The following is a 21,612-nucleotide window of genomic DNA, read 5'->3' on the forward strand; positions in this document are numbered from 1 at the left end:
CGGCGTCGGCCTGCGCCTGCACGTTGGCATAGAGCGCCTTCCGCACCGGGCCGCGTGGCCCGGCCTTGATGATTAGGCGCTGTGTCGCCGCCCACTGGCGGATGCGCTCGGCCTCGCGCGCCCGCTCGGTCTTGAGGCTGGCAAAGCCCTGCTTGCGGCCCGCAATGGCCGCCTGCCGCTGCCGCTGATACTCGGCGAACAACGCCGCGCTCGACGGGTGTGGTTGTCGCGGGCGCGGCTCGTATCGCCGCCTCGCCTCCTTCGCTGCGCGGCTCTTGTCGCGCTCGAACGGCCCTAGCCGGTCGGTCAGCGCCTTCATGGATAGATCGCGCCCGGCTTCGCTGGCCTTGCACCACAAGCCTAGACCGGCATCGCCGATCACAAGGCCCGCGCCGCGCGGCTTGATCTGCAAGCCATGCTCGGCGAGCGCGGCGTGTAGCTCCTGCCAACTGGTGGCCCGGCGCATGGCAGGGGCAACCTCGCGCGCGGCGTAGCCTATGAGGCTATCGACGCCCGCGTGCGCCTCCATGTCCGCCGCTTTGCCGTCTATCCCTGCTCCATCGCGGCCAGCGCCATTTCGCGCCCGTCGCACGCTGTCAGGCTGTTGGGTTCGTCCTTGCTCCATACGATCACGTGCATGACGCGGCAGTAGTTCCGAATACCGTCCCGGCCCGTGTGCCACACCGCTGCCGGACAGGTTTCGCAAACCGTTGTAGGTTTCGGCCTCTGGCCGCTCGGCAAGCGCGAGATGGTAGGACTGACGTAGGAACTCGCGGAAACGGGAGTCGTGTTGTCGCTCGGGTCCGAGTTGGATTCGATCAGGTCGGTCATAGGCTTTTCCTTCGGTTAGGCCGTGGTTGGTGCGTTGCAGGCCGTGCTTGATTTCGAGGCGTTCGCACGCCTCCATGAGCCGTTGCTTGTCAAAGAACGGCTCGACGTTTTGCAGGCCCGTGGGGTGAACCTTGTTGATGGCGACGTGCACGTGCAGGTGGTCGGTGTCGATATGCACGGCGCTGATGCGCTGATGGTCGGCGTAGCCGATGACGGCGCATAGCTCGTCCTCGATGGCGTGCAGCACGTCGAGCGGCGGGCGCTCGCCCGGCGGAAAGCTGTAGACAAGGTGATAGGTCTTGTCCGCCTTGGACCGCGTGTTGGCCGCCTGCGTGGCCTCTATGATCGTCGTGGCCTGCGCCGGGTCATCGGTGCCGCAGTTCGTTACGCGATAGCTGGCGACCTTCTCGCCCTGCGTCGTCGTACCCTTGCTGTCCAGAATGTAATCGGCGGTGCGCTTCCAGCTTTCCGGCTCGATACCGCCTTGGGCCGCCACCATGTAGCGGACAAGCCGCGCCGGGCTGGAAGTGCCCGCCCGCCTCGGCACTCGCTTGGCGATCATTTGAGCGCCCGCCGCATGATGGCCGATAGCTCGGTCTGCAAGGCCCGGAACTCGGTCATCATCTTCTCAACGTCGATGGGCCGTGCGCCCTGCCCGCGCTTCTCGGCCAGCCACAGCTTTAGCAGCCCGGCCACGCGGCCAAGGTCGCCGTTGACCCGGCCAAGGTCCGCCACGGCCTTGAGGTCGTAGACGGACCGGATCGGATGATTGAGGCCCGCCGCCAGCATGTAGGCGGACAGCGATAGACCGGCCTGCGCCGCCCGGACGGCGATCTCCGCTTTCTCGCCGTCCGTCACCCATACCTTGATCGGCGGAACCTTCCGCCGGGGCCGGTCGGCCTGCTCGTTCATGTCGTCGTCTGCCATGCGCTGCGCGCCCTCCTTTTCGTTTGGTGCCTCCCCTTCGTCGCGGCAGCGACCGTGAGCCTCGCAGAGCAAGATGCCGTCGAGCCGCAGGCGAGTAAGGGGCGGTGTTGGGGGTCTGCGCGGCTCGCCGCGTAGGCCCACAACACACATCTTGCCGTCCTGTCTCTGCCAATTTTACGCAACTCTACGCAAGGATGCCAGAAATATCGCCTACAGGCGATATTTCCCTTGCGCGCTTGCCTTAACTTGCCTAGAATTGCCTTCAGTTGCGCTAAATTGCCTTAACGGGCTTGCGCAATTGCCCTAAATTTACTAGAATTGCGTTGAGTTGCCTAACGCGCTATAGTGAGTCGCCACGCGGCAAAATGAGGCGCTTTATCGGAGAAACAGCAGATGACGGATAACACCAAAAAGGTGCATCGCGGCGCGGGCCGGGTCGCCTTTCTGGCCCGTCTGGCTGACTTCCAAAGGCTGCTCGACGCGGGCCACCCGATGCGGTCGATCTACGACGATCACAAGGACCAACTCGGGATCGGGTATCCGCAATTCACAAAGTATGTCGGCAGATATGTGAGGAAGGCAGACCATGACAGGCACCAAACCGGAAGCGGGCAAGGCCACGCCGCCGCCCCGCAAGTCCCCTCCCCGGCCCCAGCGACAAGCGCAGGACCGGCACAGCAACCCACCGCAGGAAGTGCCGGAGCCGCAAGCGCCGGAACTTCCCCCGGACAGCGGCCCGGCAAACCCGCCCGGCCCGGATTCCAGCACAACCCAAACAGCGGCAATGACCGCGACGATCTCATCTGAAAGGAGCGACGATTTTATGAAGCAAGTTCATTTCACCCTGCAAGGCAAAGGCGGCGTCGGCAAGTCCTTCGTGTCGAGCCTCATCACGCAATACCTGCGCGCCAAGGGCGAGCCGGTCGTTGCCGTCGATACGGACCCGGTGAACGCCACCCTTGCGGGCTATAAGGCTTTCGGCACCCAGCGCCTTGAACTGATGGAAGGCGGCTCGCTGGTCGAGCGTAACTTTGACGCGCTGATTGAGCGCGTGGTGGCCGAAGATTCGCACTTCGTCATCGACAACGGCGCGGCGAGCTTCATTCCGCTGTCCTATTACATCGCCGAAAACGACGCTATCAACGTGATTGCCGGGCACGGCAAACATTACCGGCTGCGCTTCTTTCCGCACCGGGACGCGGCGAGGTTCACCGTTGGCATTGATGCCGAGTGGAGCGACGAGAAGCCCGGCGGACTGGCGAACTACACGCCGAGCTATGAGGGCGGCAACGACGCTTGCCAGCCCGGCGAGGTGGCGATTTCCGATTTGCTCGCCCGATCCCCATCGTGGAAGTCGCTGCGGAGGCCGACGCCATGGTGACGGTGTTCGGCATTCTGAATCTCACCGAGGACTCCTTCTTCGATGAGAGCCGGCGGCTAGACCCCGCCGGCGCTGTCACCGCGGCGATCGAAATGCTGCGAGTCGGAGCAGACGTCGTGGATGTCGGACCGGCCGCCAGCCATCCGGACGCGAGGCCTGTATCGCCGGCCGATGAGATCAGACGTATTGCGCCGCTCTTAGACGCCCTGTCCGATCAGATGCACCGTGTTTCAATCGACAGCTTCCAACCGGAAACCCAGCGCTATGCGCTCAAGCGCGGCGTGGGCTACCTGAACGATATCCAAGGATTTCCTGACCCTGCGCTCTATCCCGATATTGCTGAGGCGGACTGCAGGCTGGTGGTTATGCACTCAGCGCAGCGGGATGGCATCGCCACCCGCACCGGTCACCTTCGACCCGAAGACGCGCTCGACGAGATTGTGCGGTTCTTCGAGGCGCGGGTTTCCGCCTTGCGACGGAGCGGGGTCGCTGCCGACCGGCTCATCCTCGATCCGGGGATGGGATTTTTCTTGAGCCCCGCACCGGAAACATCGCTGCACGTGCTGTCGAACCTTCAAAAGCTGAAGTCGGCGTTGGGGCTTCCGCTATTGGTCTCGGTGTCGCGGAAATCCTTCTTGGGCGCCACCGTTGGCCTTCCTGTAAAGGATCTGGGTCCAGCGAGCCTTGCGGCGGAACTTCACGCGATCGGCAATGGCGCTGACTACGTCCGCACCCACGCGCCTGGAGATCTGCGAAGCGCAATCACCATCTCGGAAACCCTCGCGAAATTTCGCAGTCGCGACGCCAGAGACCGAGGGTTAGATCATGCCTAGCATTCACCTTCCGGCCGCCCGCTAGCGGACCCTGGTCAGGTTCCGCGAAGGTGGGCGCAGACATGCTGGGCTCGTCAGGATCAAACTGCACTATGAGGCGGCGGTTCATACCGCGCCAGGGGAGCGAATGGACAGCGAGGAGCCTCCGAACGTTCGGGTCGCCTGCTCGGGTGATATCGACGAGGTTGTGCGGCTGATGCACGACGCTGCGGCGTGGCTTTGATCCGAGCTGGCGCCTGGATGAAACCTACGTCAAGGTGCGGGGCAAGTGGACCTACCTGTACCGGGCAGTCGACAAGCGGGGCGACACGATCGATTTCTACCTGTCGCCGACCCGCAGCGCCAAGGCAGCGAAGCGGTTCCTGGGCAAGGCCCTGCGAGGCCTGAAGCACTGGGAAAAGCCTGCCACGCTCAATACCGACAAAGCGCCGAGCTATGGTGCAGCGATCACCGAATTGAAGCGCGAAGGAAAGCTGGACCGGGAGACGGCCCACCGGCAGGTGAAGTATCTCAATAACGTGATCGAGGCCGATCACGGAAAGCTCAAGATACTGATCAAGCCGGTGCGCGGTTTCAAATCGATCCCCACGGCCTATGCCACGATCAAGGGATTCGAAGTCATGCGAGCCCTGCGCAAAGGACAGGCTCGCCCCTGGTGCCTGCAGCCCGGCATCAGGGGCGAGGTGCGCCTTGTGGAGAGAGCTTTTGGCATTGGGCCCTCGGCGCTGACGGAGGCCATGGGCATGCTCAACCACCATTTCGCAGCAGCCGCCTGATCGGCGCAGAGCGACAGCCTACCTCTGACTGCCGCCAATCTTTGCAACAGAGCCCCTTTGTGGACCGGGTTTCCGAGGTCCGCTTTGTCCGCGACGGCAAGGTGCATGTCGATCTCAACCACTGGACCGCGACGACGATCTACGACGAGGGCGAGACGGTTCAAGTGATCCAGAGCCGCAAGGCATAGACGAGAGGGGCGACACCAAAATGAACAAGGAACGGCGCAAGCGGATCGAGGAAGCGAGCGCGAAGATCGCCGAGGCCGAGGCCGCGCTACAGGCCGCGCAGGAGATCATTCAAGAGGTCCGCGACGGCGAGGAATCGGCGCGTGAAAACCTGCCGGAGAGCTTGCAGGACGGCGAGCGCGGGCAGGCGATGCAGGAAGCGATAGACGCGCTCGACAGCGCCTTGAGCGAGATCGAGGGCGTCGATCTTTCGGAAATCAGCAGCCAGCTTGAAACAGCGGCGCAGTAAGGGAGGGCGAGAGGATGAAGGTAGAGACGCGGCAGAAGATCGAGCGGCAGATTGCGCGCCGGGCCGCCAAGGACTTGATAGCGGCAGGCTACAAGGTGGCCGTGTTCGACGGCGAGGAAATCGCCTTGGAGGCCAGCACGGACGTGCGCGCGATCATCGCCGCCATGTTCAGCACCGACGAGGACTATCTGTTTGCCATGACGCCCGGCGAGGACGGCAAGTTGAAGCGGGCCGGGTGGGTTCGCTTCATCTACGGCAATACCGGCTTCGACGTCATCAACGACTACACCACCAATCTTGAAACCGTGCTGGCCGGGACGAACGCGCTCGCCGACCAGCTCGAAAGCAAGCACGCATAATTTCCGTCACAGCCAGTAAGGAGGCCAGCTTGCGCGATCCGGCAGACGAAGGCCGCACCCACGAAATGACCTTGCCCGGCGGATCGGGCGCGCGGATCGGCTACGCCCGCGTTTCCACGCCGGAGCAGGACATATCCTTGCAGATCGACGCGCTAGAGCGCGCCGGTTGCTCCCGCATCTTTCAGGACGTGGCGAGCGGTGCGAAGGCCGAGCGCAAGGGACTGGACGAGGCGTTGGCCTACCTACGGCCCGGCGACACGCTTGTGGTCTGGAAGATCGACCGGCTAGGCCGGTCGCTCGCGCATCTTGTCGCCGTGGTGGAGGACTTGCGCAGCCGAGGAATCGGCTTTCGGTCGCTCACCGATCCGGGCATGGACACCACCACGGCCAGCGGCGCGCTGATTTTCCATATCTTCGGCGCGCTGGCCGCGTTCGAGCGCGAGCTAATCCGCGAGCGCACCAAGGCCGGTTTAGCCGTGGCGGCCGCGCCGCGCGCGGCCGACGCGGCGGCCGAAGGCCAGTTGTCACCGCTGCCGTGCTGAAACGGGCCAAGGCCCTGATGCACGACAAGGGGTTGACGGTGCGCGAGGCGGCGGGCGCGCTCAAGATCGGCAAGACGGCCCTTTACGACGCGCTACGGGCCGCCGAGGACGAGGAACAGGTGAAGGCGGCCAAGACGCCGCCCCGGAAAGGGAGACGTGCCCGCTAGGGCCGTTTTCCGGGCCGCTGGCGGCCTTTGGGCCTTGTGGGGTATCCAAGGCCCAGGCCACCCGCTAAAGCCGCTCCTGCGCCTCCTGTGGCGGTCGAGAGGTTCGCGCCGGGCAGTTTCGGGCGTAACATGGCAGCGACAGGCCCCGTTTGCGGGCCGCGATGCCGTCAGGATCGCACCGCCGCGCCCTTGCAACGCCGGAGGCGTCCGCCGCGATGCTCCGGCCCAAGGGTGCAAGGACGCTTTGCCACGGTGCAACGTGATCGCCATACGGCCCAACTCACAAACGGAGGTGCCACCATGTTCAATACCGCCCTTCACCGCCTGCTAGGCGCGGCCTACGGCCCCACTTACCGCCTCGCCGGAATCGGCGCGTGGATCTTCGGCGGCTATGGCCTGTTGATCCTCGCAATGGCGATGGCCGCAGGGCGCACCGCCGAGAGCTTCGCCGTCTACGGCAAGCCGCTGGCCCTCGCGGTCGCGCTCATCGCCTTGCGCCGGTTCTATACCGGCGGCCTTCGCCGCCTCGCCCGGCGGCACTGATCGCGGGGCACGAAAAAAGGGCCGGTCGCCCGGCCCTTTCGTTCTCGCTTCCTCCCTTACAGTTCGACGCCGCCGCCCCGTTCTCGAGAACGGGCTACGCTTCCCGTCTCGCGCCCTACGGCGGCTCCCCGGCCATTCTGATAGTTGACCGTGACCCGCTGCCCTTCGGCGAGCGCGGGGCCGCCCTTTTCCAGATCGCGGAACACCGAGCGGTCATGCACGACGATACCGCGCCCGTGCAGTTGGTAGACCTTTTCATAGTCCACCTGTAGCACCTGCCCCGTGTAGCTCACCGGGGCATTGCGCACGGGCGGGCGCTGGGCGTCATCGAGGAAATAGACGCCCTTCGGCAAGCCCGCTTCCGGCAGCACCTTGAGCGTCACCCACTGGCCGCCTATCACCTTATCAAGCTGGCGGCTCCCGTTGAGAACCGCCACCTTGCGCGACCCTTCCGGCCTCATCATCACTCGTTCCATCGCCTCGCCCTTTTGGTGTCAGCGACGGCCCGAACATGTGGATAGAAGTACAACGTCCCGGTTATATACTGAAGCAGGTGTATGGTTCTGCAAGGACTGATGAGGCAAGTAATAATTGTGTAAATGGATGTATCGATCCACACCTTGCCTGGTCTCCCGAGGACTTGTGTAGTCGTTGATGTAGACCTCATTGTACTTCAGGCTGCGCCAAAAGCGCTCGATGACTATGTTATCCGTAGCCCTGCCTTTGCCATCCATACTAATACGAACCTCGTTTTCTTGCAGTAGATCGATATACTTCGGACTCGTAAAGTGGCTGCCTTGATCGCTGTTGACAATCCCGGGCTTACGTCGTGTGAATGCACGTTTCATGGTCTCAAGCACGAAACCGATCTCCAAGCTTTGATCCAGTTGCCAATCTACGATGTAACGGGAATACCAATCCATGACGGCGTACAGGTACATCCAGCCGTATTTCATGCGAATATATGTAATATCCACACTCCACACCTGATCAGGCTCTGTAATATTCAGTTTCCGAAGCAGATATGGATAAACCCTGTGTTGTAGATCCCGCTTACTCAGATTTGGCCCAGGATGAATAGCCATAAGGCCCATTTCGCGCATGTAGCGCCTGACAGTGTTTTCGTGAATACTGTCTCCTTCCCTATTCATAATTGCAGCAATCCTCCGGTAACCCAGAAACGAATGCTCTGTGTAAATCTCATCAATCCGGTGTTTGAGGCGAATTTCCTCCGGGGAGGGAGGGACCGGCTTATAATAAAGGCTGGAGCGATTCAGACTTAATAGATCGGCCTGAACGCTGAGCGAGTGCTCGGGGCAATCCCATTCTAGAAGATCCATACGTTCTTCGCGGGACAGGTTAGAAGCCAGATTTTTTTTTGAGCCACGACAATTGACTGGTCAGCTTTCCAATCTCGGCGTAGAGGTCGTTGATCGTGTTTTCATAATCGTTTTTCATCTTCGTGATGCCTTTGCGATCATCGACAAACAATTGCGCTAGATTCTGGACAGCTTCTGATTTCCACCGGTTGAGGACATTTGCATGAATGCCATGCTCAGATGAGAGCTGCGAAACCGACTTTTCTTCCTTTAAAATTTCCAGTACGATTTGCGCTTTCTCCTCCGGTGTGAACTTTCTTCTACTGGTTGCCATACAACTAAGAAACTCCTTTTTTGCTGTCTAGATTCTATGTAGCATTATAAGATAACGGATACTGTCCAGGTGAATCAAGAAGTCTTTGAATTTATTGATGACTATAATCAACTTACATCAGCTTACGATTCTGAATCCTCCTATTTGATCTCGTACAAGGCATATCGGAAATACGTTAAAACAAAAACAAAGGAAAAAGCGCGAGAAAAGATGGGCGCTTTCCAATTTATCAATATCATTGATCGATTTTATGGTGATATCGTTACTCCGAAGTACGGTGATTTAGAAAGAATAAAGCCTGGCGATACCAGACACTTTGCCTTTTGCAATATGATGCTGCAAGGGTTTAATATGCTTACTATTGCCCGCATAGGCGGACATAGCCAACTGGAAACCCAATTACATTACCATAAACATTTGGATCACTTCGCTCAATCTTTCGTCCATCACGCGGCGCAGATGCTCCGGATGAACCGTAAGAACTTAATGAGGTCAAATTGGGATGTTGGGACACAAGCCGTAATTGCCAAAAGTAGAATCTACCGAGTTGGCGATTTTCAAGAGACATACAAAGTGGAACATGGCTATTGTACGGATCACCCATCGCGCTGTCAGGTTGGGGATTGCCGCTTTTGCGAATATTATTTTTTCTCGCCAGAGGACGAACAAAAGGGATTAGCATGGTTGAAAGATTGTTCTGATGCGCTGGAAGGGAGATTAAAGGAACAATTGGAGCTCATTCGATATGTCACAAAATCCATGAATTACGATTGTGCAACGTTGACCTATCAGCAAACGGGCCAAGAAAAGCTATCCTCAGCTTGCAGTGAACTGAGGAGATTGATGGATCAAAAAGCGATGGTCGATTCTCATCTTCTGGAGGATGAATTGTGAAAAAGGGAGCACCGCCAAAATATACAGATAAGCAATTAAAAGACATCTTATTAAAATATATCTCAAAGAATCCAGGGAAGAAGATTAATCCTTCCATTTTGGAAAGAGAGACCGGAATAAATCGATTTATTTGGACAAGAAGAATGTCAGAGCAAATCGCGAAGGTCAACGAGCCAGTGCAACAGGAGGTTGTAGAAACTGATGGTGCACTTCCCTTACCAAATGTTGTTGAGCTTGTTGAAACATACTGGAACAATAAAACGGGTTTGATTAATGCATTAGCTCACTATAATGAAATGCTAAATGCTTTGCATCAAAAGGCTAAGGGGTATGACACAATTCTTCAGGAAAACCAAGACTTAGCCGCTCAATTGTCCTTAAAAGAAGACCAGATTAAAACGCTAGAGAACGAGATTAAATTACTCAAAAAACAGTATCTCGAAGTGGCGGTCAAAAGCACATATAAAACCTTCCAAGACGAAGAAGGGCTAGAAAAAATCATATCCATCAATAAAAATAAAAAAACTGAGGATCGAGCCTTAAATGCGGATATTGTGAAAATGTATCCCGAGTTATTTGATAATTGATGTAACCAGCATAGTCGTGAGTGTAAAATGTTTGTGGGCAGAAAAAAGGAATAATTGGTGAACGAATGCGGAAAAGCATGGAAAAAGGCTTCCCTTCTTGGTAGAGTGTAAGTCGACGAAAACCACACTTAGGAAGGAGAAGCCTCATGCAAAAGTCTATCATGAATCTGCCGACAATGAAAGAACTCGAAGTGAATTTATTTCAACAATTGCAAGCGATGTTTGCCGATGTCATGGTTCGCTGCCTCGAAGAGATCGATAAATGGATCATGGAGAATCGCGATCATGCCCGATATCGCTTGCGCGACACGCGTAAAGTGACGATGAGCACATCATTTGGCGAAATCACGTTCGCACGAAGGTTGTATCTGGATCGCGAAAAAGAAACCTGCGTCTACTTGTTGGATCAAGCGCTGGCCTTCGATGGCCAATCCGGCATCAGCCCGCGTCTTGAAGAGTGGGCGGTGGAACTGGCAACCGTGGGACCGTCTTACCATGAGGCAGCGCGGCAAATTGAAGCGCTCCTGGGGTATCAAGCCATTAGCCATGAGACGATCCGGCAACGCCTCATTGCCAAAGCGGAACAAGCGGCTGCAATCGTGCCGGAAGAAAAGAAACCGGCGAAAGTGCTGTTTGTCGAAGTGGACGGGTTATACACGAAGCTTCAGAGGACGAGGCAGCAAGGCCAAGAGAACAAGATGGCGATCATCCATGAAGGATGGGAAAAAAACGGCAGGCGGGTCCAACTGAGAAACAAAACCCACTATCTGCATACGGGAAGCGGCGCTTCCTTTTGGGAAGGCTTCGGTGACTTTCTGATCGAACATTATGACGTGGATGAGGATACGTGGCTGGTCGTCAATGGGGACGGAGCGGAATGGATCGGGGAATGCGCGTCCTACTTTCATCGCTGCATCTACACGCTCGATCGCTTTCATGTTGCACGGGATTTGAAACACTATTTACGCGACCTTCCCACGCATTGGAGAGCGGCGAGCCGGGCACTGGCGGCGTATGATCCGCAAGCGTTGTTCGCTGCAATCGACGCCGTTCCGGATGATCGCATCCGCGAAGATCGCCGCGAGAATTGGGAACGATTCAAAGCCTTTTTGCGCCGCCATGAAAAGCATCTCCTCGATTACCGTAAGGTACTCGAAGCAAACGGGTTGGATCCGGCAGGGATGCGTCCGATGGGAAGCGCAGAATCCCAAATGCGGGTATTTGCGAAGCGAACGAAGCGCGGCGGATACAGCTGGAGTGTACGAGGTGTGCAAGCGATGCTGCGGTCGATCATCATCCGCAGGGAAGGACGTACAGAGTTACCGGAAGGCAGACAGATTGAATCAACGGACAAGCAGCAAGCGGGGCCCCCATTCCGCATTCAGCAATTGTTCAAGAAGCCCAAAGCGTTCACGACAGGCGTCATCAACGGGATGTTGCGAACGCTCCACACTTCGAAACAGAACAGTCCGTTGGGGATGGCGTTGAAGGGATTGCGCGGATGAGACCAGGATGGTCATCCATAGCGAGGAAAGAAGAAATTAAAGCGCTGCCAAGATTGAAGCTGAAGCATAGATTTCACCAATCTCAGATTTCTGCCCACAATTGCTTGACACACACGCGCCCAGGATGCCGATGGAGATGTCCAGTTGCTCGGCAAATTCCAATTGGGTGTGCCCTTTCAGTTTGCGGAATGCTCGAATTCTTCGGGCCAATTGATTTTTCTCCATAGCCGAACGCCTTCCTTTCCATCCAGTGTCTCCAAAGCCTCGCGGGAAGATACGGCAGCCGAAGCATCTTCGTCAAGAACTTCCAGCAGCGGAATCAGTACGAAAAGCCGTTCGAACATGCGCGGATGCGGAATGGTCAATCGGGGCAGCTCCGCTACTTCATCCCCATACAGCAGCACATCAAGATCGATCGTGCGGGGCCCCCAGCGAACGTCCCGTACGCGGCCCAGCGAACGCTCGATTTTAGCGCAGACGTCCAACAGCGGCTCCGGCTTAAGAATGGTTCGAATTCGCGCAACCATATTCAAAAACGGCGGTTGATCGGTGAACCCGACCGGATCGGTCTCGTAAATATTGGAGCAGCGTTCCACGCGGATGCCGGTTTCACCGTGCAGCCTCTTAACGGCCTGACGCAGCTGCTCTTCTTTGTCCCCCAAGTTCGCACCGAGTCCGATATAGGCGATCGTCGCCGAACCCATCATCGATCATCCCGCCTTCGATGAATCTCGACACTGACGCCGCCGAAGCGAACCGGCACAGGGGGATGCGGCTTCGTAACCCGAACAGTCGTTTCCTCGACTATAGTATAAGTGTCGAGTACCCGTGATGCAATGGTTTCCGCCACCGTTTCAATTAACTGGAAACGGTTCAGCTCCACGATCTCCTGGATAAGGAGACATACATCCGCATAATTGACGCTTCGGGTCAAATCATCCTCCGTACCGGCCGGACGGAGATCCAACCCCATCTCCACATCGATATAGAAACGCTGTCCCAGCCGGTTTTCCTCCGGGAACACGCCGTGATAGCCGTAGCATTCCAGCCGTTCGATTCGAATCTTGTCCATTCCCGTTCACTCCCGCGCCGACGAGACCGCCCCCATCATGGCGTCCGTCATGCGTATCGTCTTGCTCATTTCCGCAACATCATGCACCCTCATGATCTGGCATCCCTGCGCGATGCCCAGCGCCACCGTCGCCGCAGTCCCCTCAAGAACCTGATCGGACGGGAGTCCCAGCGTGCGCTGAATCATGGATTTGCGCGAAGTGCCGAGCAGGACGGGAAACCCCATCGCCGCGATCTCGTGCAGATGCCGCATGATCTCAAGGTTGTGTTCGAGCGTTTTGCCGAACCCGATCCCCGGATCCAGCCAGATGCTGTCCGGCTTGACGCCGGCCTTCAGTCCGATCTCCACGCTGATCTCCAGATCGCGCTTCACGTCGGACAGGAAATCGTTATACACCGGCTGCTCCCGGTTATGCATCAAGATGACCGGACACCCGTGCTTAGCGGCGACGGCGGCCATCTCCGGGTCCTTGCGGAATCCCCAGATGTCGTTGAGGATGTGCGCGCCGGCCGACAGGGCGCGTTCGGCCACTTCAGCCTTGTACGTATCGACGGAGATCGGCGTCCGCACCGTCTCGCGCAGACGCTCGAGAACGGGAAGGAGGCGGGCCCATTCTTCTTCAGCGGACACCGGCATATGTCCCGGGCGCGCCGATTCTCCGCCTACGTCAAGCAGGTCGGCTCCCGCTTCAACCATTGCCCGCGCATGCGCTTCGGCCGCGGCGGGATCCAGATACCTGCCCCCATCGGAGAACGAATCCGGCGTCACATTGAGAATGCCCATCAGCAGCGTGCGTTCGCCCAACGTCAGCGGTATGCCCCCCGGAAAGTCGTATCGCCGTTTATACGGCTGCCAATGCTTCCCGACCATGATGTGTTGTCTCATCCGTTCATTGCCCCTTTCACCGCTTGCCGGTAAGCGGCAAACAGACGTTTCGCGGCATCGGAATGTTCATCTCCCGGGAACCGCCAGATACAGACGCCGTTCGGATCGAAAATGCGATCTACCCTGACGATTTCCTGGATCGAGTTCGTCAGAAACACTTCCTGCGCCCGGACGGCATCCTGAAGCGTCAACATTTCTTCCGCGGCCGGGATGCCCAGCGCTTGCAGCAGCTCCAGTACGAAACCGCGCGTGACGCCCGCCAGAATGCCGGTGTGCAGCGGCGGCGTAATCACGCGTCCGTCGATGACGAAGAAAACGTTGCTGACAATCCCTTCAGCAACGTGACCGTCCGCCGTCAGGAACAAGCCTTCCGCCCCCGCCGCCCACGGATAACGGTTGATTTCCCTTTTTCCCAGAATATTATTCATATAATGAAACGATTTAATCCGCCGTTCGCCTTCCGGCGTATTCCGCGGCAGCCGCAGCACCTGCAGCGGCCGGACGGACGGCTCGGCGTCGTCTGCAATCGGAGGCAGAGGCTTCGCATACACGATCGTATTGGGCGCGGCATAATCCTCGTTCGGCAGTCCGACCGCACCGGCGCCGGCAGACACAGCATAGCGGATATAAGCCTCCGTGAACCCGTTGGCCTCGATCAGCGCCCGGATCAATTCCCGCGCAGCCGGCCGATCGATGTTTACCGCGATGCCGATCGTCCGCAAGCTGCCCTCCAGGCGATTCATGTGGGCATCGAATAAGAACGGCCGTCCGCCGTACGTGCGGAACGTCTCGAAACAGCCCATTCCGTACATAAAGCCGTGATCGAATACCGAGATCACGGCTTCCTTCTCTTCTACCAAACACCCGTTAAAGCCGATCTTCATCGCAACCCGCTCTCGGCTTTGGTCAAGTCCAGGAAATTGCGAAGCAGCCGGTGTCCGTGTTCCGTCATAATCGATTCGGGATGGAACTGCACCCCTTCGATCGGGTACTTCCGATGGCGAAGCGCCATAATCTCGCCCTCCGCCGTCTCCGCGCCGATCTCCAGATCTTCCGGCAACGTCTCGCGCTTCACGATCAGCGAATGGTAACGCGTTGCCGTAAACGGCGATGGAATGCCGGTGAAAATCGTTTTGCCGTCGTGGCGGATCTGCGACGTCTTGCCGTGCATCAGCAGCTCGGCGCGGACGACTTCCCCGCCGAAAGCCTGGGCGATGGACTGGTGGCCCAGACATACGCCGAGGATCGGAATTTCTCCCTTGAACCGATCGATCAGGGCCAGACTGATGCCCGCTTCATTCGGCGTACAGGGGCCGGGCGAGATCAAGATATGGTCCGGCTTCAGTTCGGCGATCTCGTCCAAGGTAACTTGGTCGTTCCGTCTTACCTCCACTGCCTCCCCGAGTTCGCCCAAATACTGGACAAGGTTGTACGTAAACGAATCGTAATTGTCGATAACCAGAATCACGTCGTTCCCTCCCTTTCGCTCAGTTCGATCGCTTTCCACAGCGCTCTCGCCTTGTTCAGCGATTCCTTGTATTCCCGCTCGGGAGAAGAATCGATGACGATCCCAGCCCCCGCCTGTACGTAACCGATGCCGTCTTTCACCACCAGCGTCCGTATAACAATATTAAATTCCATATCCCCGGTATAGTCAATCCACCCGATCGAACCGGTATACAGCCCGCGGCGTACGGGCTCGAGCTCCTCGATGATCTCCATCGTGCGAATTTTCGGCGCGCCGGTGATCGTCCCGCCCGGAAATACGGCCCGTATGACATCGAAGCCGTCCAATCCTTCGGCCAACTCCCCCTCCACCTGCGACACCAGATGCATGACGTGCGAATACGACTCGATCGTCATCAGCTCGCTGACCCGCACGGAGCCGTAACGGGCGATGCGTCCGATGTCGTTGCGCAGCAGGTCGACAAGCATAATATGTTCCGCTCGTTCTTTCTCATTCTCGCGCAGTTCACGCAGGAATCGCGTCTCCTCTTCCGCATCGAATCCGCGCCTGCGGGTGCCGGCGATCGGCCGGGTCGATACCCGTCCGCGTTCCAGCCGGACGAGCAGTTCCGGCGAACCGGAGACGATCTCCAATCCCGGCATCCGAATCATCCCCATATAGGGAGACGGATTGATCATGCGCAGCCATTCATAAATCTCAGTTGGGGCACTGCGCAGCACACGATGCTGCCGGAGCGCCAGATTGACCTGGAACACATCCCCGGCACGAATATACTCCTGGATCCGGCGAACGGCGGCTTTGTAATCCTCTTCCGGAAAATCGATATGCAGGTCCGGCCATGCCTCGGCTCCGGTCCGCAGGCGGGCCGCATCGGGGATGTTCGACCACAGCGCCTCTCGTGCCGCAGACTTCGCGTCAGGCTCGTCCAGACGCCAACTGCGCCAAGCGTCCCGCATCGCTTCCGCCTCGCGTTCCGCCTCCCCGTACAGCACGTCAAGGAGCTTGCCGGCGCCCGGCTCCCACCGCTTGATGACGCAGAAATACAGCCTTTTCGCTTCGTGGTCGAATACGAATAATTGATGGAAACGCATAAACATCGCGTCCGGCATCATCAGATCGTCAACGGCCAGCTGCGGCAATCGCTCGATGGATCGCGCCAAGTCGTACGACCAGAACCCCGCGGCGCCGCCCAGGAAGCGCGGAGCGCCGGGAACGGCGGGCGCACGATAAGCGCGCATCCAGTCGCGAACAGCTTGAATAGAAGAAGGGTGAGGGTGGGGGCGCCGGGCCCCAGGGACCGTGTGGCCACTTCCGCCCTGCACGGTACGGAGGGGTACGGCGTCCGCCCCGCCTCGCGCCTTCGCCCCGCGACTGGGAGGGGGAGGGGCCGACTCTTCCTTCCTGAGCGCATCCAGTCGCGAACAGCTTCGAGCGCGGGCTGCCGGCGGCGTTCCGGCTCCCCTGTCGGCGTTCCGTCCAAGCGGCGCACCTCCGCCTCGCCGTTCCGGCATACGATGATCGATTCCGGGTGCAGTCCGAGATACGTGTAACGGCCGCCCTTCCCGCTTTCCAGCAGAACCGCGTGCGGCGAACGCTCCACCCATACGCGCTCCCAGGAAAAGATACGCCCCGTCCATGTCTCGCACAGCACATAAGGCAGCGCGTTGAAGTCGGCGGCCCAAGCGCGCCATTGCTCCAATGTCGTGACCTGCAACCCGTTCAGCCTCCGTGGGAAAGTGATTTTCGGCATGATACTCATTCTATACCCATGTCAAGGATGATAACAAGATACTATACCGATAGTGACTCTACCATTAACGAAACGGTTAATTCCACCAGTGGTGCAACCAACAACAGTGATAATGATAGTTCGGCTACTGTCAATGACACATTAACAAGCACAAGCGGCTCGAACAATACCTCTAATACCGATAGTGACTCTACCATTAACGAAACGGTTAATTCCACCAGTGGTGCAACCAACAACAGTGATAATGATAGTTCGGCTACCGTGACCGATACATTAACCTCAACTAGCGGCTCGAACAACGCATCAGACGCCACCAGCACTTCGTCATCGGGTGATAGTACCTCCACCAATGGAGATAATACCTCCACCACAAGTAGTGGTCCTGCGGCCAACTCATCGGATACGGACGCCACCAGCAGCTCAGGTGATAGCACATCAACGAATGGTGATAATACGTCAACCACAACAAGTGGTCCTGCAACAAACTCATCGGATACAGATGCTACATCGAGTGCAGGTGACAGTTCCTCAACCACTGGCGATAATTCATCCACAACCAGTGCCACTGCCACCACAGGTGATAACACCTCTACGCCTACAGCAACAGCGTCGACAGGCGATAATACTACCACCAATACCTCCAATGCTGACAACTCTTCAACGAACGACAACGCAAGCACCGCCAACAGCACGTTAAACTCCACCAGCTGCGCCACCAACGAATCCACGAATACCAGTGAATCCAACAACACCTTTGACTACAACAGCGCCTTAGTGAGCACGGCAAACGGGTTAGCGAGCTCGGCAAACAACTCGGCAAACACCGTCTCCAATGGCAACAACTTCACCGTTGGCAATCAAATTCAAATTAGCGACAATTCCGTGCTTTTAGCCTTATTGCTTTTGTTTTGCAAATGCCGTACCTGCTGTAACTGTCAGCCTTCTAGCGGATCAACAAGCGGCTGTACCTGCGGCACGTCGGGGACGACGAATTTGGAAGGGATTATTTCCAAACTGCTCGATGATGAAAAAAATAAACAACAGCGCATTTTTGATATGTTAAACCAAAATAATTCAATCGCTTAAGGAGGCGTTTACCCATGCTTGAAAACAGTTCAAAAACCACGTTCACGATGTCTCGCAAAAACGGAGAAACCACACTTTCGGTGGCGATCAACAATGGCAGCGACGAAGAAAAAAATATTAACATGGTCGTCAAAGACAGTGCAAACGGCAATGTATTGCCAAGTGTGATCGATGGCACAGCCATCGACAACGGGGTGACGCTGGAACCTAAAGCAATCAAAAACATGGTGATTGATACCACAAACGCCATCGGGCAAATTCTCGTGGAAATGGCAGGTGCAGGGAGGATGACAATGCGTCAAAAAAGTTCGTCATCCGGTGGCAAAACAAGCAACATCATCGAATTGATATTAAAATAAAAAATATGCTTCGTGAAGTATCGCGCAGAAACGATTCCTATAGCGCGATTCGTTGCCGATTCATTTGCTGCACGAGTGTTTCCTCGGTTGCGCAAATCGTCTCTACGAACCATCATGAAGGAATGATCTCCTAATATTAAATGACCGCTAATTAAGATTAGCGGTCATTTGGTGTTTTCAAAGCATACACTTGATGTCCGCTAATGTAAGACAAGATTTGGAGGCTTTGCTAATGAGAGAAACACCGGGGATTTCGGAACAGGGCGATCAGACGATTCAGGACTTCATTCACGCTCTCACCACCCACGAAGATTTGAATCCCAAAACACTAAAAGAGTATGCAAGCGACCTAAAACATTTCATCGGCTGGTTTGAGACCGCCTACCACCAAGAGGAAGAGATTATATTTCGAATTGAAGATGTGGCTACTCCAACATTAACGCGATATAGGGAAGCAGCACAAAAAATAATGGAATTGAAACCGGCGACCATTAACCGGCGGCTTATTACCCTGAAACGTTTTTTTGAATGGGCCGTGTCAGAATCCAGGATTCGCCGCGACCCTTCGAAGCCGGTTAAATTGGTTCCGGAAGAAAAGGTAAGCCCCAGACAGATGACAGACAAAGAAGAAGCTGCTTTGGTTGCTGCGGCCGAGCATGGCGGTTCTCTTCGGGATCAGACGATTCTAATCGTGATGTTTCACACGGGCTTACGAAGCATGGAAGTGTGTGACTTGGCTCCCGGAGATATTCAAATCGGTAAACGTAGTGGTCAGCTTACGGTCCGATCCGGAAAACGAAATAAACAGAGGGAAGTTCCTTTGAACGCCACGTGTAGAGTTGCTTTAGAAAAATATCTGGCAGAACTCCCTCCGCACAGTCCTTTTCTGTTTCCATCTGAAAAGACCGGCGATCGATTAACCGAACGTGCTTTACGTCATTTAATTCAAAAATATATGAAAGCAGCCCGGCTCGAAGGATTGAGCGCCCACGATCTACGGCACCGGTTCGGCTATGTGATGGCAGAAAACACGCCGTTGCACCGCTTGGCGCAAATTATGGGACACGATAGTCTGGACACAACGATGATTTACGTCAAGGCAACCCGTGCGGATCTGCAAGCGGAAGTCGAAAAAATAGCTTGGCAATAGGGGGATGAAGTACGATGTACGCGAGAGTAAGGGAACTGCTAACTCCGGAGGAACGGCTGCATTATTTGCAGATACCGCCTGATCTTGGCGAATGGGAATTGGGCACTTATTTCACATTTACACAGCATGACCTTGAAATCATACAGCAGCGGCGAAGAGATTATAATCGACTCGGCTTTGCCGTGCAGCTGTGCGTACTTCGTTATCTCGGCTGGACACTTTCTGATACAAAAGAAGTGCCGGTTCAAATTCTTCGTCATATTGCAAAGCAAATCAATGCCGATGTGGAGTCTTTTGCATCTTACGGCGACCGAGAAGCAACGAAGTACGAGCATCTGGATGAGATCCGGAAAGAATATGGCTACCAGACATTCACCTTGAGCGAATATCGTTCTTTGTGCAAGCATCTATTTAGCCATGCAATGGCAAACGGCAATCCCTTACACCTGATTCAACTCGCACTCGAAGATTTACGTAAGCGTAAAATCATTCTCCCTTCAATGGCTACAATTGAAAGAGCCGTTTGGGAAACGCGCAAACGAACAGAAGAAAAAATATTCAAGCTGCTCAGCAGTTCACTGACAGAATTACAAATTGCTAAGCTGGATCGCGTCTTAACCACCATGCCGGAAAGTAGCAAAACCTACTTAGCATGGTTAAGGGAAATTCCAGGTACTAGCTCTCCGGATTCTTTTTTGAAGGTGATTGAAAAACTCGAATACTTACGCGACTTGCAGCTGCAAGTCGATACGAAAGGCATCCATCCGAACCGTCTACGTCAACTTTCTAAAATCGGTTCGCGTTACGAACCTCATTCTTTCAGACGTTTTAATGATCCGAAAAAGTACGCGATTTTAGTAGCGTACCTATTGGAACTAATTCAGGATTTGACAGACCTGGCTTTCGAGATTCATGACCGGCAGATTATGATACTGCTTTCCAAAGGGAGAAAGGCCCAAGAGGAACTTCAAAAGCAAAACGGTAAATCGATCAACGAAAAGGTTGTTCACTTTGCCGATCTTGGAGCCGCTCTTATTAAGGCCCGAAGCGAAGGCATTGATCCGTTTGTTGCTCTTGATGCCGTCATGCCGTGGGATCAGGTCGTCGCATCCGTGGAGGAAGCTAAACGGCTGGCGCGACCAGTTGATTACGACTACTTGGACTTGTTAGAAAAGAAATTCTATGCGCTCCGAAAATACACGCCAACGCTGCTAAAATCGTTGGAATTTCGGTCAACTAAGTCCGCAGAGCCGCTAATGAAGGCGGTCGATATCATCCGGGATATGAATGAAACCGGGAAGCGGAAGGTTCCGGAAGGCGCGCCGCTGAACTTCGTTTCGAACCGCTGGCAAAAGCACGTTTACGACGATGACGGAACGATCAACCGGCATTACTACGAAATGGCTGTCCTGACAGAGTTGCGGAATTACGTTCGTTCCGGGGACGTGTCCATAGTCGGAAGCCGTCAGCATAAGGATTTCGAGGAATACCTTGTTCCGAAAGCCGATTGGAATGGCATTGATCCTAACGCTACAAAGCTTGCCGTCAGTTTGTCCGCAAAGGAATATCTTGAAGAACGGATTGAAGCACTACTTCAAAGATTAAATTGGGTTTCGGATCACATCGATGAGCTGGACGGAGTAAATTTGGAGAACGGGAAATTGCACATTGAGCGATTGGAGAAAGATGTTCCCGATGAATCCCGAAATTTCAGTCTTTCCCTCTATGAGCTGCTACCACGAATTAAGCTTACGGATCTGCTCATGGAAGTAGCCAACTGGACGAATTTTCATGAGCAGTTTATTCACGCTTCCAGTAACCGCGCTCCGAACGAGGAAGAAACAACAATCCTTATGGCTACCCTTATGGCAATGGGAACGAACATCGGGCTTACGAAGATGGCTGAAGCCACGCCGAGCATTTCATATCGGCAAATGGCCAATACAGCTCAATGGCGGCTGTACGAAGACGCGATGAATAAAGCGCAAGCTGTTCTTGTCAATTTTCATCATAAGCTGGCGCTGCCTTCATATTGGGGGAATGGCACTACCTCCTCATCTGATGGAATGCGCGTCCAGATCGGTGTATCGTCTCTTCACGCAGATGCGAATCCTCACTACGGGACCGGAAAAGGAGCAACGATATATCGCTTCGTGAGCGACCAGTTTTCCACGTTCTATACGAAAGTCATCAATACGAACGCTCGGGATGCCGTACACGTCATCGACGGTTTGCTCCACCACGAAACGGACTTGTCCATTGAGGAGCATTATACGGATACTGCTGGTTATCAATACCTTTTTATAAAAAAGTTAGAATTTAATTGTGTTCTTTCATTATAGACATGTATTTAAAGAATGATTAAAAAT

At 55.7% G+C, this 21,612-nt stretch carries 24 protein-coding genes and 4 pseudogenes; 15 read left to right on the top strand and 13 right to left on the bottom strand.

Going from position 1 to position 21,612, the window contains the following annotated elements:
- Together traI and BN3277_RS01625 are read right to left on the bottom strand one after the other, a co-directional pair.
- The coding region (gene traI, locus BN3277_RS01620) for a TraI/MobA(P) family conjugative relaxase (RefSeq protein ID WP_148500952.1) at positions 1 to 1,393 on the bottom strand (1,393 nt) is incomplete at its 3' end.
- Positions 1,390 to 1,758, bottom strand: a complete 369-nt coding sequence (locus BN3277_RS01625; protein WP_059040579.1) for a plasmid mobilization protein — start codon at positions 1,756 to 1,758, stop codon at positions 1,390 to 1,392. The genes BN3277_RS01625 and traI, both read right to left, overlap by 4 nt.
- Positions 1,759 to 2,148: 390 nt before the next feature.
- On the opposite strand from BN3277_RS01625, the pseudogene BN3277_RS26360 reads away from it, so the two are divergent.
- The 9 genes and pseudogenes from BN3277_RS26360 to BN3277_RS25670 form a co-directional block, all read left to right on the top strand.
- Positions 2,149 to 2,316, top strand: a pseudogene (locus BN3277_RS26360) (TraK family protein); the annotation flags it as partial.
- Positions 2,317 to 2,344: 28 nt separating this feature from the next.
- Entirely contained in the window at positions 2,345 to 3,139 is a 795-nt protein-coding gene (locus tag BN3277_RS25260) for a nucleotide-binding protein (RefSeq protein ID WP_232436298.1), read from the top strand.
- Positions 3,133 to 3,972 carry a sulfonamide-resistant dihydropteroate synthase Sul1 gene (sul1, locus tag BN3277_RS01645; RefSeq protein WP_032072921.1) on the top strand — a complete coding sequence of 280 codons (840 nt, stop codon included), beginning with the start codon at positions 3,133 to 3,135 and terminating at the stop codon, positions 3,970 to 3,972. Before BN3277_RS25260 ends, sul1 begins: the two co-directional genes overlap by 7 nt.
- Positions 3,973 to 4,181: 209 nt before the next feature.
- A pseudogene (locus tag BN3277_RS01650) lies at positions 4,182 to 4,748 on the top strand (IS6-like element IS6100 family transposase); the annotation flags it as partial.
- A gap of 208 nt (positions 4,749 to 4,956) precedes the next feature.
- Positions 4,957 to 5,223 (top strand): hypothetical protein, encoded by a 267-nt coding sequence (locus BN3277_RS01655; RefSeq protein ID WP_021264346.1) that lies wholly within the window; start codon positions 4,957 to 4,959, stop codon positions 5,221 to 5,223.
- Between the two features lie 14 nt (positions 5,224 to 5,237).
- Entirely contained in the window at positions 5,238 to 5,582 is a 345-nt protein-coding gene (locus BN3277_RS01660) for a hypothetical protein (protein ID WP_021264345.1), read from the top strand.
- Positions 5,583 to 5,611: 29 nt separating this feature from the next.
- On the top strand, positions 5,612 to 6,124 hold the full coding sequence (locus tag BN3277_RS01665) for a recombinase family protein (protein ID WP_059040581.1): 513 nt from the start codon (positions 5,612 to 5,614) through the stop codon (positions 6,122 to 6,124).
- Between the two features lie 17 nt (positions 6,125 to 6,141).
- Positions 6,142 to 6,291: a hypothetical protein gene (locus tag BN3277_RS26460; RefSeq protein ID WP_232436306.1), complete on the top strand. Its 150-nt coding sequence runs from the start codon at positions 6,142 to 6,144 to the stop codon at positions 6,289 to 6,291.
- A 300-nt stretch (positions 6,292 to 6,591) separates the two neighbouring features.
- Positions 6,592 to 6,834, top strand: a complete 243-nt coding sequence (locus BN3277_RS25670; protein ID WP_198342945.1) for a hypothetical protein — start codon at positions 6,592 to 6,594, stop codon at positions 6,832 to 6,834.
- Positions 6,835 to 6,890: 56 nt separating this feature from the next.
- Here the strand turns inward: BN3277_RS25670 and BN3277_RS01675 are convergent, their stop codons facing one another.
- Together BN3277_RS01675 and BN3277_RS01680 are read right to left on the bottom strand one after the other, a co-directional pair.
- Entirely contained in the window at positions 6,891 to 7,310 is a 420-nt protein-coding gene (locus BN3277_RS01675; RefSeq protein WP_059040582.1) for a KfrB domain-containing protein, read from the bottom strand.
- 18 nt (positions 7,311 to 7,328) lie between these two features.
- Positions 7,329 to 8,487 (bottom strand): IS3 family transposase gene (locus BN3277_RS01680; protein WP_089153294.1). Its coding sequence is split into 2 segments (ribosomal slippage): positions 7,329 to 8,214 and positions 8,213 to 8,487, totalling 1,161 coding nucleotides; the frame shifts between segments, so codons are not numbered across the junction.
- A gap of 69 nt (positions 8,488 to 8,556) precedes the next feature.
- On the opposite strand from BN3277_RS01680, the gene BN3277_RS01690 reads away from it, so the two are divergent.
- The 3 genes from BN3277_RS01690 (at position 8,557) to BN3277_RS01700 (ending at position 11,473) form a co-directional block, all read left to right on the top strand.
- Complete coding sequence (locus BN3277_RS01690) at positions 8,557 to 9,381, top strand: site-specific integrase (protein WP_232436299.1); 825 nt, start codon at positions 8,557 to 8,559, stop codon at positions 9,379 to 9,381.
- On the top strand, positions 9,378 to 9,968 hold the full coding sequence (locus BN3277_RS01695) for a hypothetical protein (protein ID WP_059040585.1): 591 nt from the start codon (positions 9,378 to 9,380) through the stop codon (positions 9,966 to 9,968). The genes BN3277_RS01690 and BN3277_RS01695 overlap by 4 nt, the downstream gene beginning before the upstream one ends.
- 146 nt (positions 9,969 to 10,114) lie before the next feature.
- Positions 10,115 to 11,473 (top strand): ISLre2 family transposase, encoded by a 1,359-nt coding sequence (locus tag BN3277_RS01700; RefSeq protein WP_059040586.1) that lies wholly within the window; start codon positions 10,115 to 10,117, stop codon positions 11,471 to 11,473.
- A 36-nt stretch (positions 11,474 to 11,509) separates the two neighbouring features.
- Here the strand turns inward: BN3277_RS01700 and BN3277_RS25905 are convergent, their stop codons facing one another.
- The 9 genes and pseudogenes from BN3277_RS25905 to BN3277_RS01740 all read right to left on the bottom strand — a co-directional run bounded on the left by BN3277_RS25905 (position 11,510) and on the right by BN3277_RS01740 (position 17,352).
- Complete coding sequence (locus tag BN3277_RS25905) at positions 11,510 to 11,698, bottom strand: helix-turn-helix domain-containing protein (RefSeq protein ID WP_082691260.1); 189 nt, start codon at positions 11,696 to 11,698, stop codon at positions 11,510 to 11,512.
- The gene (gene folK, locus BN3277_RS01705) at positions 11,650 to 12,180 is read right to left on the bottom strand and encodes a 2-amino-4-hydroxy-6-hydroxymethyldihydropteridine diphosphokinase (protein WP_316244800.1); all 531 of its coding nucleotides are present in this window, start codon (positions 12,178 to 12,180) and stop codon (positions 11,650 to 11,652) included. Before folK ends, BN3277_RS25905 begins: the two co-directional genes overlap by 49 nt.
- Positions 12,177 to 12,545, bottom strand: coding sequence for a dihydroneopterin aldolase (folB, locus tag BN3277_RS01710; RefSeq protein ID WP_059040588.1), 369 nt, complete (start codon positions 12,543 to 12,545; stop codon positions 12,177 to 12,179). Before folB ends, folK begins: the two co-directional genes overlap by 4 nt.
- Positions 12,546 to 12,551: 6 nt before the next feature.
- On the bottom strand, positions 12,552 to 13,430 hold the full coding sequence (gene folP, locus BN3277_RS01715) for a dihydropteroate synthase (protein ID WP_232436300.1): 879 nt from the start codon (positions 13,428 to 13,430) through the stop codon (positions 12,552 to 12,554).
- Entirely contained in the window at positions 13,427 to 14,314 is an 888-nt protein-coding gene (gene pabC, locus BN3277_RS01720; protein WP_059040589.1) for an aminodeoxychorismate lyase, read from the bottom strand. Before pabC ends, folP begins: the two co-directional genes overlap by 4 nt.
- Positions 14,311 to 14,898 (bottom strand): aminodeoxychorismate/anthranilate synthase component II, encoded by a 588-nt coding sequence (gene pabA, locus BN3277_RS01725; RefSeq protein ID WP_059040590.1) that lies wholly within the window; start codon positions 14,896 to 14,898, stop codon positions 14,311 to 14,313. Before pabA ends, pabC begins: the two co-directional genes overlap by 4 nt.
- A complete protein-coding gene (locus tag BN3277_RS01730) occupies positions 14,895 to 16,409 on the bottom strand; it encodes an anthranilate synthase component I family protein (RefSeq protein WP_232436301.1) in 1,515 nt (504 codons plus the stop codon). The genes pabA and BN3277_RS01730 overlap by 4 nt, the downstream gene beginning before the upstream one ends.
- A pseudogene (locus BN3277_RS25910) lies at positions 16,349 to 16,657 on the bottom strand (hypothetical protein); the annotation flags it as partial. The gene BN3277_RS01730 and the pseudogene BN3277_RS25910, both read right to left, overlap by 61 nt.
- A gap of 32 nt (positions 16,658 to 16,689) precedes the next feature.
- A complete protein-coding gene (locus BN3277_RS01740; RefSeq protein ID WP_059040593.1) occupies positions 16,690 to 17,352 on the bottom strand; it encodes a hypothetical protein in 663 nt (220 codons plus the stop codon).
- A 396-nt stretch (positions 17,353 to 17,748) separates the two neighbouring features.
- On the opposite strand from BN3277_RS01740, the gene BN3277_RS01745 reads away from it, so the two are divergent.
- From BN3277_RS01745 to BN3277_RS01755, 3 genes and pseudogenes are all read left to right on the top strand, one after another.
- Positions 17,749 to 18,093 (top strand): hypothetical protein, encoded by a 345-nt coding sequence (locus BN3277_RS01745; protein ID WP_006211803.1) that lies wholly within the window; start codon positions 17,749 to 17,751, stop codon positions 18,091 to 18,093.
- A 232-nt stretch (positions 18,094 to 18,325) separates the two neighbouring features.
- The gene (locus tag BN3277_RS01750; RefSeq protein WP_006211804.1) at positions 18,326 to 19,243 is read left to right on the top strand and encodes a tyrosine-type recombinase/integrase; all 918 of its coding nucleotides are present in this window, start codon (positions 18,326 to 18,328) and stop codon (positions 19,241 to 19,243) included.
- A 14-nt stretch (positions 19,244 to 19,257) separates the two neighbouring features.
- Positions 19,258 to 21,534: pseudogene (locus BN3277_RS01755) on the top strand (Tn3 family transposase); the annotation flags it as partial.
- Positions 21,535 to 21,612 lie beyond the last annotated feature (78 nt).

Source organism: Paenibacillus rubinfantis, from assembly GCF_001486505.1.
GTDB lineage: Bacteria > Bacillota > Bacilli > Paenibacillales > Paenibacillaceae > Fontibacillus > Fontibacillus rubinfantis.